At 67.1% G+C, this 13670-nt stretch carries 14 protein-coding genes, 2 tRNA genes and 1 pseudogene; 10 read left to right on the top strand and 7 right to left on the bottom strand.

Annotated features, from left to right (window positions below; genetic code table 11):
- The first annotated feature begins 17 nt into the window (after positions 1-17).
- On the top strand, positions 18-668 hold the full coding sequence (locus tag AC6CH3_RS00730) for an alpha/beta hydrolase (RefSeq protein ID WP_498130617.1): 651 nt from the start codon (positions 18-20) through the stop codon (positions 666-668).
- Between the two features lie 34 nt (positions 669-702).
- Here AC6CH3_RS00730 and AC6CH3_RS00725 read toward each other — a convergent pair whose 3' ends face one another.
- The gene (locus tag AC6CH3_RS00725; RefSeq protein WP_205654439.1) at positions 703-936 is read right to left on the bottom strand and encodes an RNA-binding S4 domain-containing protein; all 234 of its coding nucleotides are present in this window, start codon (positions 934-936) and stop codon (positions 703-705) included.
- Positions 937-969: 33 nt separating this feature from the next.
- Here AC6CH3_RS00725 and AC6CH3_RS00720 point away from each other — a divergent pair, with 33 nt between their 5' ends.
- From AC6CH3_RS00720 to AC6CH3_RS00710, 3 genes are all read left to right on the top strand, one after another.
- Positions 970-1971, top strand: coding sequence for a DMT family transporter (locus AC6CH3_RS00720; protein ID WP_498130616.1), 1002 nt, complete (start codon positions 970-972; stop codon positions 1969-1971).
- A 133-nt stretch (positions 1972-2104) separates the two neighbouring features.
- Entirely contained in the window at positions 2105-3490 is a 1386-nt protein-coding gene (locus AC6CH3_RS00715) for a glycine--tRNA ligase (RefSeq protein WP_498130615.1), read from the top strand.
- Between the two features lie 2 nt (positions 3491-3492).
- Positions 3493-4470: a GNAT family N-acetyltransferase gene (locus AC6CH3_RS00710; protein ID WP_498130614.1), complete on the top strand. Its 978-nt coding sequence runs from the start codon at positions 3493-3495 to the stop codon at positions 4468-4470.
- A gap of 62 nt (positions 4471-4532) precedes the next feature.
- Here AC6CH3_RS00710 and AC6CH3_RS00705 read toward each other — a convergent pair whose 3' ends face one another.
- The 4 genes and pseudogenes from AC6CH3_RS00705 to AC6CH3_RS00690 all read right to left on the bottom strand — a co-directional run bounded on the left by AC6CH3_RS00705 (position 4533) and on the right by AC6CH3_RS00690 (position 6334).
- Positions 4533-4754 carry a hypothetical protein gene (locus AC6CH3_RS00705; protein WP_498130613.1) on the bottom strand — a complete coding sequence of 74 codons (222 nt, stop codon included), beginning with the start codon at positions 4752-4754 and terminating at the stop codon, positions 4533-4535.
- 59 nt (positions 4755-4813) lie between these two features.
- A complete protein-coding gene (locus AC6CH3_RS00700; protein WP_498130612.1) occupies positions 4814-5179 on the bottom strand; it encodes a DUF1295 domain-containing protein in 366 nt (121 codons plus the stop codon).
- A gap of 103 nt (positions 5180-5282) precedes the next feature.
- A pseudogene (locus AC6CH3_RS00695) lies at positions 5283-5519 on the bottom strand (DUF1295 domain-containing protein); the annotation flags it as partial.
- Positions 5520-5632: 113 nt separating this feature from the next.
- On the bottom strand, positions 5633-6334 hold the full coding sequence (locus AC6CH3_RS00690; RefSeq protein ID WP_498130822.1) for an alpha/beta hydrolase: 702 nt from the start codon (positions 6332-6334) through the stop codon (positions 5633-5635).
- Between the two features lie 135 nt (positions 6335-6469).
- On the opposite strand from AC6CH3_RS00690, the gene AC6CH3_RS00685 reads away from it, so the two are divergent.
- The 6 genes from AC6CH3_RS00685 (at position 6470) to AC6CH3_RS00660 (ending at position 12824) form a co-directional block, all read left to right on the top strand.
- The gene (locus tag AC6CH3_RS00685) at positions 6470-7942 is read left to right on the top strand and encodes a YibE/F family protein (protein ID WP_498130821.1); all 1473 of its coding nucleotides are present in this window, start codon (positions 6470-6472) and stop codon (positions 7940-7942) included.
- A gap of 96 nt (positions 7943-8038) precedes the next feature.
- Positions 8039-9220, top strand: coding sequence for a tRNA dihydrouridine synthase DusB (gene dusB / locus AC6CH3_RS00680; RefSeq protein WP_498130611.1), 1182 nt, complete (start codon positions 8039-8041; stop codon positions 9218-9220).
- Positions 9213-10517 carry a deoxyguanosinetriphosphate triphosphohydrolase gene (locus tag AC6CH3_RS00675; protein WP_498130610.1) on the top strand — a complete coding sequence of 435 codons (1305 nt, stop codon included), beginning with the start codon at positions 9213-9215 and terminating at the stop codon, positions 10515-10517. The genes dusB and AC6CH3_RS00675 overlap by 8 nt, the downstream gene beginning before the upstream one ends.
- Positions 10518-10569: 52 nt before the next feature.
- Positions 10570-12444, top strand: a complete 1875-nt coding sequence (gene dnaG, locus AC6CH3_RS00670; protein ID WP_498130609.1) for a DNA primase — start codon at positions 10570-10572, stop codon at positions 12442-12444.
- A gap of 109 nt (positions 12445-12553) precedes the next feature.
- Positions 12554-12626, top strand: a tRNA-Asn gene (locus tag AC6CH3_RS00665).
- 125 nt (positions 12627-12751) lie between these two features.
- Positions 12752-12824 (top strand) — tRNA-Asn (locus AC6CH3_RS00660).
- Positions 12825-12944: 120 nt separating this feature from the next.
- On the opposite strand, the gene AC6CH3_RS00655 is transcribed toward AC6CH3_RS00660, so the two are convergent.
- Together AC6CH3_RS00655 and AC6CH3_RS00650 are read right to left on the bottom strand one after the other, a co-directional pair.
- A complete protein-coding gene (locus tag AC6CH3_RS00655; RefSeq protein ID WP_498130608.1) occupies positions 12945-13352 on the bottom strand; it encodes a hypothetical protein in 408 nt (135 codons plus the stop codon).
- 131 nt (positions 13353-13483) lie between these two features.
- Positions 13484-13663: a hypothetical protein gene (locus AC6CH3_RS00650; RefSeq protein ID WP_494034076.1), complete on the bottom strand. Its 180-nt coding sequence runs from the start codon at positions 13661-13663 to the stop codon at positions 13484-13486.
- Between the last annotated feature and the right edge of the window lie 7 nt (positions 13664-13670).

Genomic DNA, 13670 nt, shown 5'->3' with positions numbered 1-13670 from the left:
ACTGTAAGAATGGAGCCATGACTTTAGCCGACTCATTTCCCGCTCCCGTTGTCCTGTGGTCCAAGCCTGAGGAAGCTCGGGCCGGCAAGCCCCTGCTCGTCCTGCTGCACGGCTACGGCGCCAACGAGCAGGATCTGCTCAGCCTGGCGGACATGCTCCCGGACGACTTTGCAGTGGCCTCAGTCCGTGCGCCCCTCGCCATGGGATCCGGCTTTTCCTGGTTCCCGCTGACCGGCGCCGTCGATTACTCCCTGGAGGCGGTGAAGTCCGCGGCAGGATACGTCCTCGATTGGCTCGACACGGTGAAAACCAGCCACCCGTCCATCACGCTCCTCGGGTTTTCCATGGGCATGGCCATGGCCACCACGCTGCTGCGGAAGCGTCCCGCTGACTTTGCCGCCGTCGTCGGACTTTCCGGTTTTGTCGTCGATGCCGGACCCGACGGCGAGTTTCGCGACGCCGAACTCGACGGTACGGTGCCGTTCTTCTGGGGGCGTGACCAGCAGGATCCGGTGATCACCGAGGACAAGATCGAATACACGATGGGCTGGGTCCGCAGCCACGTGAAGCTGACCAAGGTCCTGTACACCGGAATGTGGCACGGGATCAATGCCCAGGAGATCGGCCATGTGTCAGAGTTCCTGACGCACGAAGTGCTGAACAAGTAGCCGTTCGCGGTAACTGTTCCGACGTCCCCCGGGGTCAGGCGCCGGGCGCGCTGATCCGGACGGTGCGATTGTTGAGCGTGACCGTGTCCCCGTGATGGAGCTGCCGCCCGCGCCTGTCGTCGATTTCTCCGTTGACCTTGACCAGGCCGTTCTTGATCAGTTCGGTGGCCTCGACGCCGTCCTCCACCAGATTCGCGAGCTTCAGGAGCTGACCGAGGCGGATCATGTCGTCGCGGATGGGGATGTCTTCGATTTCCTGGTTGCTCATACAAGCAATGATGCCTGACGTTAGGTAAACGCAATGACCCACGCACCGCGGCTGCCCCTTGCCGCAGGTCTTCCGATGGCCGTGGCCGCCGGCCTCGCCATCCCCGCCCAGGGGCGGATCAACGGCGCGCTCGGCGCCCGCCTCGGAGACGGCATTGCCGCCGCCGTGGTCAGCTTCAGCACCGGCCTGGTCCTGATGATTCTCGTCTCGCTGATCCTGCCGCGCGGCAGGGCCGGCCTGGCCCGGATCCTTCCCGCCGTACGCGAACGGCGCTTCCCGCCCTACTACGTCCTGGCCGGCGGCATCGGCGCCTTCTTCGTGTTTGCCCAGTCGTTCACCATCGGACTGCTGGGGGTTGCGCTGTTCACCGTGTCCACTGTCACGGGACAGACGGTCAGCGGGCTGCTGGTGGACCGGCTGGGCATCGGTCCGGGCGGCAAGAAAGCAGTGACCGGCATCCGTGTCATCGGCTGCATCCTCACCATTGCAGCCGTCGCGTGGGCGGTGTCGCCGCGTTTCGGTGGAGGTTCCGGTGCGTCCGACGGCGGAGCGGCCGCCGCAGGAGGCGACCCCGCCCAGCTCATTCTGCCGGTCATGCTTCCCGTCCTGGCCGGTTTCCTGATGAGTTTCCAGCAGGCGATGAACGGCACTGCCACCATGCACTACGGCACCCCGATCGCGGCAACCCTGGTGAACTTCATGGCCGGCACGTGTGTGCTGTGGGTGGCCTGGCTCGTCAAGGTGGCTGTGGCCGGTACGGGCAACCCGCTGCCGGGCGAGTGGTGGTACTACCTCGGCGGCCCCATGGGCTGCGTGTTCATCGGCCTCGGAGCCCTGCTGGTTCGCAGCCTGGGTGTGCTGGTGACCGGGCTGGGGATGATTGCGGGACAGCTCCTTGGCTCGCTCGGGCTTGACCTGCTGGTGCCGGCGCCGGGCAGCGTTGTGGAGGTACCCACGGTCCTCGGCACTGTTCTGACCCTTGCGGCCATCGTGATCGCCACCCTTCCGTGGCCGCGGGGAGCCTTCCGGAGGTAGCGCCCGGTAGGCTAGGACACGCAGCTTCCTGCACTGTTTTCCCCTTCGCATACCCCCGCCCGGCAACCAGCCGGGGTTTCGGGGCCAGAAACCGCGGACCGCACCCAGCGGCCCTGTAGAAATTGGAGTTCCCATGGCACCAAAATCCGTCCTCGACCAGGTCATTTCCCTCTCCAAGCGGAGAGGCTTCGTTTTCCAGGCCGGCGAGATCTACGGTGGTTCGCGTTCCGCCTGGGATTACGGACCCCTGGGTGCGGAGCTGAAGGAGAACATCAAGCGCCAGTGGTGGCAGTCCATGGTGCGCGGCCGTGAGGACGTTGTGGGCCTGGACTCCTCGGTGATCCTGCCCCGCCAGGTCTGGGAAGCCTCCGGCCACGTCGAGGTCTTCTCCGACCCCCTGGTGGAGTGCCTCTCCTGCCACAAGCGTTACCGTGCCGACCACCTCGAGGAGGAATACGAGGAGAAGAAGGGCCGCCCGGCGGAAAACGGCCTCAAGGACATCGCCTGCGCCAACTGCGGCACCCGCGGTGAATGGACCGAACCGCAGGAATTTTCCGGCCTCCTCAAGACCTTCCTCGGCCCTGTTGCCAGCGAGGAAGGCCTGCACTACCTGCGCCCGGAAACCGCCCAGGGCATTTTCGTGAACTTCAACAACGTCCTTACCACGTCCCGGAGGAAGCCGCCGTTTGGCATCGGCCAGATCGGCAAGTCCTTCCGCAACGAGATCACGCCCGGAAACTTCATCTTCCGCACCCGCGAATTCGAGCAGATGGAAATGGAGTTCTTCGTCGAGCCCGGCACGGACGAGGAATGGCACCAGTACTGGATGAAGGAACGCATGGCCTGGTACACCGGCCTGGGCATCCGCGAGGAGAACCTCCGCTTCTTCGAGCACCCGCTGGACAAGCTCAGCCACTACTCCAAGGGCACCACGGACATCGAGTACCGCTTCGGGTTCCAGGGCTCCGAGTGGGGCGAGCTTGAGGGCATCGCCAACCGCACGGACTTCGACCTCTCCACCCACGCCAAGGCATCCGGCACCGATCTGAGCTACTTCAACCAGGCCACCAACGAGCGCTACACCCCCTACGTCATCGAGCCCGCCGCCGGCCTGACACGTTCATTCATGGCCTTCCTGGTGGATGCCTACACCGAGGACGAGGCTCCCAACGCGAAGGGGGGCGTGGACGTGCGCACCGTGCTGAAGCTTGACCCGCGCCTCGCACCGGTCAAGGCCGCAGTCCTGCCGCTCAGCCGCAATGAGGACCTCTCCCCGAAGGCCAAGGACCTCGGCGTGCAGCTCCGCAAGAACTGGAACATCGATTTCGACGACGCCGGCGCGATCGGCCGCCGTTACCGCCGCCAGGACGAGATCGGCACCCCGTTCTGCATCACTGTGGACTTCGACACGCTCGATGACCAGGCTGTCACGATCCGTGAGCGCGACACCATGAGCCAGGAGCGCGTCTCCCTGGACAAGGTGGAGGGCTACCTGGCCGCACGGCTGATCGGCGCCTGACCGTGGCGATCGAGTACCGCGAATGGCGCGAGGGCGATGACCTCACGCTCCTGCAAATCTGGGGAGATCCGGAAACCGTCCAGGCCGGACAGTTCCGCGGGACGCTGGCGCCATCCAGCAACACACCATGGCGGCGCTGCATCGTGGCCGAGGACGTCGTTGACGGCGTCGGGATCCCGGTGGCAGCCGGCGTGGTCCACGAGGCGACGCTGCATCCGGAACGCCTGTGGGTGTATGTGGAGGTGGCCCGGGACCATCGCCGCTCCGGCATAGGCTCCACGCTGCTCATGATGCTGCGCCGCGAAGCCGAAGGGTCGCCGTCGGGCATCACCCGGCTGCGCTGCAAGGTGGAGCCGGCCACCCCCGGCGCGGCGTTCGCCGAGGCGGCCGGCCTCACGCCGATCCAGCGCTCGCAGCTCGTGGTGGTGGAACCCGGTGCCCTGAAGCTTCCGGTGTTCGGCGACGGCTCCGAGGAAGCGGCCTCGGAACGCATCGAGGACCTGGCCACCGGCTCCGTGGAGCTGTCCGATGTGGTGGGCCGCTACTACACGTCCGTCCACGACTGGGACAGCCCGGGCCAACTGGGCATTCCCACAGTCCAGCGGCTGTTCCTTGACGAGCTCAGCGGCGCCCACGGGGCGATCGTGCTGCGCGCGCCAAAGGCCAGCGCCTTCGGCCAGGGCGTTCCCGCATCGAAAAAGGGCAAGCTGCAGGCATTCGCCATCAGCTACGCCCAGCCCGGCGCGGAGCAGGGACAGAACAGCCAGCCGTCCGATGTGTTCCTTGGCCATGAGCCGGAACTCGCCGCCGACGAGGCACAGGCCGCCGTCCGTGACCTCCTGGCCCTGATCGCGTACCAGCACCCGGTTCTCATGGAACTGGACGACTCCATGACAGCGCTGCGCGCCGTCGTCGAGCCCCTTCTGGAAGAAGGCAAGGCACGCCGCCAAGGTGCCGAGACGTTCGTCGTCTCGGACTAGCTGGCGGACAATCCCCGTCAGCTGAATGGTGGCTCCCGTACTCGGCTAGCGCCCGTACTCAGCTAGCTCTCCCACCGGGGACCGGACAGGTCCGGTCCCCGGCGGCGGCCCCTCGCCAGGTCCTCGGCGTCCAGCCTCTGGCGCTCCGCCTCGGACATTGCGCCCCCGCCCTGGTCTGCCGGCATCCACCAGCTTCCCGGTTCGGGAACCAGCGGGAAGCTGGCCATGCACGCGTCGATTCCGGATTGCAGCGCCTGCCGGAGGGCTGCCGTTTCCGCATCCACATGGGCCACTGAACCCCGCGCCGCTGAACCCCGCGCCACGGCTAGGCCCCGCGCCACGGCTAGGCCCCGTTCCGCGGGTGCGGCGCGTTCCGCGGTGGCCAAGGGATGAACCCGCTCGTGGACTCCACATATTCACGGTAGCCCGGGCGTCCGGACATGGCCTTCTCCGTCAGCGGCTTGCCGGTCTTGCCCGCCAGCGTCCAGATCATCAGCGCAGGGGAGAGGGCCGTGAGGGCGCCCGGCCAGGAGTCGGCGGCCACCAGGAAAAGTCCCGCCCACACGCAGGCGTCGCCGAAGTAGTTCGGATGCCGGGTGTAGCGCCACAGCCCGGTGTCCAGGACCCCTCCCTTCCGGGAGGGGTCTCTTTTGAACTCCGCAAGCTGCCAGTCGCCCACGGTTTCGAACACGAAGCCGGTGATCCACAACAGGGTTCCGGCGAGGGCGAGCCACCCCAGGGGGGCCGGCGGCGAACATGCCCACCTGGACAGTCAGCGAAACAAAGAACATCACGAGGCCCTGCGGCAGATAAACGCGGCGGAGGGCATAGGTGTTTCGGGATCCGGGTGCGCCGTCCAGCATGGCGGTGTACCGGGGATCCTCGTGTCCGCCTGCGGCCCGCCAGCCGATGTGCAGGCCGAGCCGCAGACCCCAGATCCCCGTCAGCGCCAGCAGCAACAGACGCCGCCCATCGTCCCCGGCACCGGACGACAGCCCGAAGGACACGGCTGCCACGGCAACGAAACCCGGACCCCACGCCACATCCATCACCGAATGCCTGCGCTGGGCCACCGCCACTGAAAAAGTCACCGCGAGGACGACGAGGACGCCGAGCGCCGTCCACGGCAGGCCGGCCAGGAAGCGGTCCAGGGGGAAGGGGGTCACAGCACGGCCGGCATCGTTCCGGGGGCGGGCGGAACCAGCCGGTCAAAGACAACCGCAGCCCGGACAGCGCGGCCATCGGGGATTCCGGCCCGTTCGGCGAAGGCCTTCAGCAGGAACCCGGTGGCCAGGGTGTGCCACAGGCGCACACGCCGGAACATGAAGTGGCCGGTACCCCTGAGCGACACGTACTGCAGCACCTCGGCGGCAGGCGCCGCCCGCCGCGCAAACCGCAGGGACGCCGTCGGGCTTGTCCAGCGGTCCTGGTCGCCGTGCACGATCAGGACCTTCCGTCCCGTGAGAGGGGTGGCCGGTGTTGCATTGTCGAGCCACGGGGCAAGTGCTACCACGGCGTCCACCTGCGGATCATCGGCCGCGCAGATGGCGGTGAGGCCACCCATGGAGTGCCCCAGCAGGTATACCGGCACGCCGGGATGCTGCTCGCGGATCTTGGACAGGGCCCACCGGGCGTCCTTCAGTGGGGACATTTCCTCGCCGTTCCAGCCGCGGACCCGGTTCCGCAGGATCCAGACTTCCAGGCCGTGCTTTTTGCCTACCCGGTGAAGGTGCCGCGCGAAGGGCACCATCCGGGCGGGGCTGAGATGGCGGGCCTGGACGGGTTCGAACGAGTGTGACCGGCCGCCGTGGAGGACCAGGGCCACACCGCGCGTCACGCCTGCCGGCGCCAGGACGGTCAGCATGGCTTTCTGCGCGGCTCCTGACGCTTCAGGTTTGGCAGTCCTGCGGTAGCTCACTCCGGTTCCTCCGACTTCCTGTCGTCCATTATCAACATTAAGGTGACCGCCGTAGAGTTCAAGCATGAGGTTTTGCTGCTGATGGGCGCCGGTCACTCCCACGGTCATACGGGTCATTCGGAGCCAACACCCCAAGCGATGGCTGCCCGGCGGAAGGCCAACCGGATCCTGGCTGCCGTGCTGATTCCGCTGACCCTCCTGACGTTGGCCGCCATGGCGGCGCTCTGGCCCTCGGGCAGCAGAGAAGGCCTCACACTGGCGAACCCATACAACGCCGCACCCGGCGTGACATTCGACACGGGCAAGATCCAGCGAGTGGTCACCGAGAGCTGTACGGCGGCGGCCAGCCAGGCGCCGCAGCAGGGGACCCCCGGAACTCAGCCGGGCGGGCAGTCCGACGGCGGATCACAGTGCACCTTCGCCTTCACCGAGCCGGACAAGGGCGGCAACCCCGTCAAAGTGGTGATCAACCCGGATATCGCCAAATCCCATGGCGTGGACGTGGGGGACAACATCCGCTACCTCAACCTCACCAACGCGCAGGGTGCTGCGGCGGCGGGCCCGAACGCCCCCGCCGCCAATGGTCCGGCATACATCTTCGTGGACTTCGTCCGGACCATGCCCATCATTCTGTTGGCGGTCCTGTACGCCCTCGTCGTGGTGGCTGTGGCGCGCTGGCGGGGGCTGCGCGCCCTGATCGGCCTTGTCGGCGCCTATTTCGTGCTGGTGAGCTTCATGCTGCCCGGCCTTGTGGAGGGAAAGCCGCCGCTGCTGCTGGCTTTGGTGGGTTCCACGGTGATCATGATCGGGGTGCTGTACTTCGCCCACGGCTTCTCGGCCCGGACCTCCACGGCACTGCTCGGCACGATGTTCGGCCTGGGCATCACCGCACTGCTGGCAGCCTGGGCAACTGACGCCGCCAACCTCGCCGGAGTGGGAAGCCACGACGCTGCCACGCTCGCAAACATTTCAGGCAACATCTCCATCTCGGGCATCATCCTGTGCGGCCTCATCATCTCGGGGCTGGGCGTTCTCAACGACGTCACCATCACGCAGTCCTCAGCGGTGTGGGAACTGTACGAACTGGCGCCGGCCACGAGCGCCCGCAAGCTGTTCACGTCCGCCATGAGGATCGGCCGGGACCACATCGCCTCGACCGTGTACACGATTGCCTTCGCGTACGCCGGCGCCGCGCTGCCGATTCTCATCATCGTGATGCTCTACGACCGTCCGCTGGGGGAGGCGCTCACCAGCGCCGAACTGTCCGAGGAAGTCATCCGCACCCTGGTCGGCTCCATCGGCCTGGTGCTGGCGATCCCCGTCACTACGCTGATCGCGGTCCTCGTGGTGAAGGCCACCGGGATCCGCGCCGGCCGCCAGACCGCCATAACGCCCGACGACGTCGAGGACACCGGCGCGCTGGCGGCGGCGGCCGCCGTCGCCGTGGAACGGACGACGGCGGCGGAACGGCCCGCAGGCCGGTCACCGGCCGGTCCTTCCGCCGGCCTGCAAGCCGGCACCCGGCGCGGCCGCCGCGCCGCCGAGCGCGAGTGAACCCGCCTGGCTGAACCCGCCTGGCTGAACCCGCCTGGTTGAACCCGGCCTGCGGGCCGTCATGCCCGATTTGCCCGGCTTTGAGACAATGGACGGGTGACTGCTGTAGCAACGCCTCCTGCCCCCAAGCTGGAGCTTCCGCCGCTGAAGCTCGGCCCCATCACCGTGGACACCCCGGTGGTGCTGGCGCCCATGGCCGGTATCACCAACACCGCCTTCCGCAGGCTCTGCCGTGAATACGGCGGCGGCATGTATGTGGCGGAGATGGTCACTTCCCGCGCCCTCGTGGAACGCACCCCGGAGTCGCTGCGCATCATCTCCCACGACGAGGACGAAAAGGTCCGGTCCGTCCAGCTGTACGGCGTGGACCCGGTCACGGTGGGACAGGCTGTCCGCATGCTGGTGGAGGAAGACCGTGCCGACCACATCGATCTCAACTTCGGCTGCCCGGTGCCCAAGGTCACCCGGCGCGGCGGCGGCTCTGCCCTGCCATGGAAGATCGACCTCTTCACCGCGATTGTGCAGACTGCGGTGAAAGAGGCCTCGAAGGGCGGCATCCCGCTCACCATCAAGATGCGCAAGGGCATCGATGATGACCACCTGACGTACCTCGACGCCGGGCGGATCGCCCGGGATGCCGGCGTCGCCGCCGTCGCGCTCCACGGCCGCACGGCTGCGCAGTTCTACTCCGGCCAGGCGGACTGGTCAGCGATCGCCCGCCTCCGCGAGGCACTCCCGGACATCCCTGTCCTCGGCAACGGCGACATCTGGTCCGCGGAGGATGCGGTGCGCATGGTCCGTGAAACCGGCGTGGACGGCGTGGTGGTGGGCCGCGGCTGCCAGGGACGGCCCTGGCTTTTCGGCGACCTGCAGGCCGCCTTCGAAGGAAGCGACCACCGCCACCGGCCTGGCCTGCGCCAGGTCGCCGAAGGCGTCTACCGCCATGCCGAGCTCATGGTCGAGACCTTCGGCAACGACGAATACAAGGCCCTGCGCGAAATCCGCAAGCACATGGCCTGGTACTTCAAGGGCTACGTGGTGGGCGGGGAACTGCGCGCCAAACTGGCCACCGTGCCCACCCTTGAGGTGCTCCGCGAACTGCTGGAGCAACTGGACATGGACCTGCCGTACCCGGGCACGGATTCCGAAGGTCCCCGCGGCCGCGCAGGCTCGCCCAAGAAGCCGGCCCTGCCCAAGGACTGGCTGCTCAGCCGGCAGCTGAACGCGGACCAGACCCGGGACATTTCCGCCGCGGAACTGGACGTGTCCGGTGGGTGAAAGCAGGCTGGCAGAGCCCCGCACCACGCCCCACACCCTGCCGGGCTACGGACCCCAGGACTCCGCCCGCTGGGTGGAGGAACCGCCCAAAAGCACCTACCGCTCCGACTTCGAGCGCGATCGTGCCCGGGTACTGCACTCCTCGGCGCTCCGCCGGCTCGGCGCCAAGACCCAGGTGGTGGCGCCGGATACGGACGACTTTGTCCGCACCCGGCTGACGCACAGCCTCGAGGTGGCACAGGTGGGGCGCGAACTCGGGCGTGCCCTGGGCTGCGACCCTGATGTGGTGGACACCGCCTGCCTCAGCCACGATCTCGGGCACCCGCCCTTCGGCCACAACGGCGAGTCCGCCCTGAACGAGATGGCGCACGCGATCGGCGGCTTCGAAGGCAACGCGCAGACGCTGCGGCTGTTGACCCGGCTCGAGCCGAAGGTGCTGGATCCCGAAGGCCGTCCCGCCGGGCTGAACCTGACCCGGGCGAGCCTCGATGCCGCGGCGAAATACCCGTGGTCCGCCTTGGACGCCCCGGTGATCCACGGGCAGCGGACCAGCAAGTTCGGCGCCTACGAGGACGACCTGCCCATCTTCAACTGGATCCGCCAGGGAGCGCCCGCGCGGCGGTCCTGCCTCGAAGCCCAGGTCATGGACCTGGCGGACGATATTTCCTATTCCGTGCACGACGTCGAGGACGCCATCGTGGCCGGCCATTTCCAGCTGCGCTGGATGGACAACCCTGACCACCGTGCCCGGGTGGTGGGCTACGCCAAGCAGTGGTACCTGCCGCACAACGACCCCGCTGCCATTGACGCCGCCCTGGCCCGGCTCGAAGCGACGGACGTGTGGGTCCGCGAGGCGGACGGCAGCCGCAAGTCGATGGCCGCCCTGAAGAACATGACCAGCCAGCTGATCGGCAGGTTCTGCCAGAGCGCGCTGGAAACCACCCGGGCCGTTTACGGGCCGGAAAAGCTGACCCGCTACAACGCGGAGCTCATGGTCCCGGATGAGACCATCATGGAGATTGCCGTGATGAAGGGCCTGGCCACCACCTTCGTGATGACCACCGACCACCGGCAGCCCATCTACGAGCGGCAGCGCGAAGTCCTGCATGCCCTGGTCACGTCGCTGAACGCCTCCGGGGACCGCCACCTCGAACCGATGTTCGCGGCCGACTGGCGTGATGCGGCCGACGACGGCGCCCGGCTGCGGGTGGTCATCGACCAGGTGGCATCGCTGACCGACGGCTCGGCCCTGGCCATGTACGAGCGGCTCGTCGGAAGCCTGCCGTCCCTGTGGTGATGCGGGCCACAAGCGGCGCGTTCCTGTCGGTGCGCGCCATTAGGATGGCTCCGTGGCCGGCCTGATCAAACGCGAAGACATCGATGAAGTCCGCCAGCGCACGGACATCAAGGAAGTCGTTGACAGCTACGTCACGCTCAAGGGCGCGGGTCTGGGTTCCTTCAAAGGCCTGTGCCCCTTTCACGACGAGCGCTCGCCGTCGTTCACCGTCCGGCCGCAGGTGGGCCGCTACCACTGCTTCGGCTGCGGCGAAGACGGCGACGTCATCTCCTTCGTGCAGAAGCTGGACCACACCTCGTTCCACGAAGCCGTGGAAAAGCTGGCGGCGCGGATCGGGTACGAACTCCGCTACGAGGACGGCGGCACGGGCCCCAACCGTGAGGAAGTGGGCAAGCGCCAGCGGCTCCTGGACGCCCACAAGATTGCCGACGAGTTTTTCCGCGCCCAGCTGCTGACGCCCGGTGCCACCGAAGGCCGCCGGTTCCTGCAGCTGCGGGGTTTTGACCGGGCAGCCGCCGACCATTTCGGCGTCGGATACGCGCCCCAGGGCTGGGATGCCCTGCTCAAGCACCTGCGCGGCCGCGGTTTTACCGACGCGGAGCTGAAGCTCACCGGGATGTTTTCCGAAGGCAACCGGGGCATCTACGACCGCTTCCGGGGCCGCCTGATCTGGCCCATCCGCGACATCGCCGGCGACACCATCGGATTCGGCGCACGCAAGCTCTACGAGGACGACCAGGGTCCGAAGTACCTCAACACTCCGGAAACCACCCTCTACAAGAAGTCCCAGGTGCTGTACGGCATCGACCTGGCCAAGCGGAACATCGCCAAGGACCGCCAGCTGGTGGTCGTGGAGGGCTATACGGACGTCATGGCCTGCCACCTGGCGGGAATCCCGACGGCGGTGGCCACCTGCGGCACCGCGTTCGGCGCCGACCACATCAAGATCGCCCGCCGGCTGCTGTCCGACGACGGCACCGGGGGAGAGGTCATCTTCACCTTCGACGGCGATGCCGCCGGCCAGAAGGCCGCGCTGCGGGCGTTCGAGGAAGACCAGCGCTTCGTGGCCCAGACCTACGTCGCCGTGGAGCCCACCGGCGCGGACCCCTGCGACCTGCGGCAGACGAGGGGGGATGCGGCTGTCCGGGAGCTGATCAGCACCCGGCGTCCGCTGTTCGAGTTTGCTATCCGGGCGGCGCTGAGGAAGCACAACCTGGATACCGTGGAAGGCCGCATCGCAGCCTTGCGAGAGTCGGCGCCCGTGGTGGCACAGATCAAGGACGCCGGCATCCGGCCCGGCTACGCCCGCGAGCTCGCAGGCTGGCTGGGCATGCCCGTTGAGGAGGTAGGCCGTGCGGTGGCTGCTGCTGCCAAGCGGGGCGCCCAGGGCCCGCAGAACTCTGCTCCCGGCGTTGCCCCGCTGCCGGCGTCGGGCGTTATGCCGTCCTATAACCGCCCTGATCCCCGCGATCCGGTGGCGTCCATGGAGCGGCAAGCGCTGGAAGTGGCATTGCAGGAGCCGGGGATGCTGGGCGGCGGCATCTGGGAACGGTTCACCGCGGTGCAGTTCGCCACCCCCGCCTACCAGGCCATCCATGATGCAATCCGCGCCACCGGGCTGGCCTATGCCGCTGACCCCGTGATGTGGGTCGAGAAGCTGCGCCAGGAGGTGCCCGAACCGCTGCAGCCGCTTGTTTCGGAACTCGCGGTGGTTCCCTTGCCGGCACACACCGCCGAGGCCGTGCAGAAATACTGCAGGGATATCCTGGCCAGGCTTTTCGAACTGCAGATCACGCGCGTGAAGGCAGACAAGATGGGGCAGTTGCAGCGTCTGGACGCGGCAGCCCACCCGGAGGAGTTCCAGCGGCTCAACCGCGAACTGATGATGCTCGAAATGGAACGCCGCTCGCTGCGTTCGGATAGCTGACGGTTCCTATGGCTGACGCGTCGGACGGCTGACGGCGTTCTTCAGCAGGACCGCGCATGCCCGATTTCGTTTCCCGCCGGGGTGTTTGCTAGGCTTATATCCGCTTCATTCCTCCTTAGCTCAATTGGCAGAGCATTCGACTGTTAATCGAAGGGTTGCTGGTTCAAGTCCAGCAGGAGGAGCGCACAGTCCCCGTTCCGGCCCCCGGAACGGGGACTTTTTTATACCCAGGCGGGGTATTTCCTGCCCCTGCCGCCGTCGATTTCCCATACCGGCAAAACCTTTGCTAATGTCATACCTGCTTCATTCCTCCTTAGCTCAATTGGCAGAGCATTCGACTGTTAATCGAAGGGTTGCTGGTTCAAGTCCAGCAGGAGGAGCGCACAGGTCCCGCAGCCGTCTTACAGCCGGCTGCGGGACCTTTTTTGTGTCTGGTTTTGTGTCTGGTTTTGTCTCGGGGAAACGGCCTGCCAGAGCGTTCTGCAGGGCGACGGTCCGCCTCAGACGAAGTCCATCTCCACCTGGAGGAACCGCTCGGCTTCAGCGACGGCGCCCGCGAAGGCCTCGCTTTCGGTGGGAGGCGTGCGGGGCTGGCGCGGATGCCACTCATGGGGTGAGGAGTGTACGCGGGTGAAGCCGCCGTCGGGCGGGGCGTAGAAGATGCCGAACCGCTGCACAGGCCATTCCGGAGAGGTCTCCGGGGCCACCAGGAGGGCTGCGCTGGACGCCGGGTTGTACCACTGGGCTATGGGGCGCCGGCGGTCTTCCGTGAAGAGTCCGGCGGCATAGAGAGCTGCCGACTGCGCACTGGTCTGGGTGCACAGCCGGTCCCACCACAACGGCAGTATGCCGGTGTCGCACCGCTGCCACGTGGCCGGAAGTGGAGGATGATCCTGCCAGTGGGGCACGTAACAACTTTAACTCTCGGCGGGCCCTGCGGAACAGATGCCGCTGTCCGGGCCGCGGTCCGCTGTCTTCAACCGCGGTCCGCTGTCTTCAACCGCGCGGTTCCCTGTCTTCAACCGCGGTCCACTGTTTTTCAACCGCGGTTCCAGGGCCCCGGATTGACCCGGTATAGCAGCGCCGAACCCACCACGGCGCCCAGCATGATGCCCACCGCTGCGTTGCCGGCCGCCCGGCCGACAAAGAAGCCGGCCACGGCCCCAAGGATCGCGCCGAGGAAGAGCCCACGGCCATTGCGGTGCGGTTTTCGCGTCATGCGGCCA

It is taken from the genome of Arthrobacter sp. GQ119 (genome assembly GCF_059759125.1).
Note: the sequence above shows the minus strand (reverse complement) of the source record. Positions and strands in the feature narration are given on the sequence as shown.

Coding starts and splice junctions, on each gene's coding strand:
- AC6CH3_RS00730 (WP_498130617.1), top strand. CDS start 18: ATGACTTTAGCCGACTCATTTCCCGCTCCCGTTGTCCTGTGGTCCAAG.
- AC6CH3_RS00725 (WP_205654439.1), bottom strand. CDS start 936: ATGAGCAACCAGGAAATCGAAGACATCCCCATCCGCGACGACATGATC.
- AC6CH3_RS00720 (WP_498130616.1), top strand. CDS start 970: ATGACCCACGCACCGCGGCTGCCCCTTGCCGCAGGTCTTCCGATGGCC.
- AC6CH3_RS00715 (WP_498130615.1), top strand. CDS start 2,105: ATGGCACCAAAATCCGTCCTCGACCAGGTCATTTCCCTCTCCAAGCGG.
- AC6CH3_RS00690 (WP_498130822.1), bottom strand. CDS start 6,334: ATGCTGACCGTCCTGGCGCCGGCAGGCGTGACGCGCGGTGTGGCCCTG.
- AC6CH3_RS00685 (WP_498130821.1), top strand. CDS start 6,470: ATGGGCGCCGGTCACTCCCACGGTCATACGGGTCATTCGGAGCCAACA.
- AC6CH3_RS00650 (WP_494034076.1), bottom strand. CDS start 13,663: ATGACGCGAAAACCGCACCGCAATGGCCGTGGGCTCTTCCTCGGCGCG.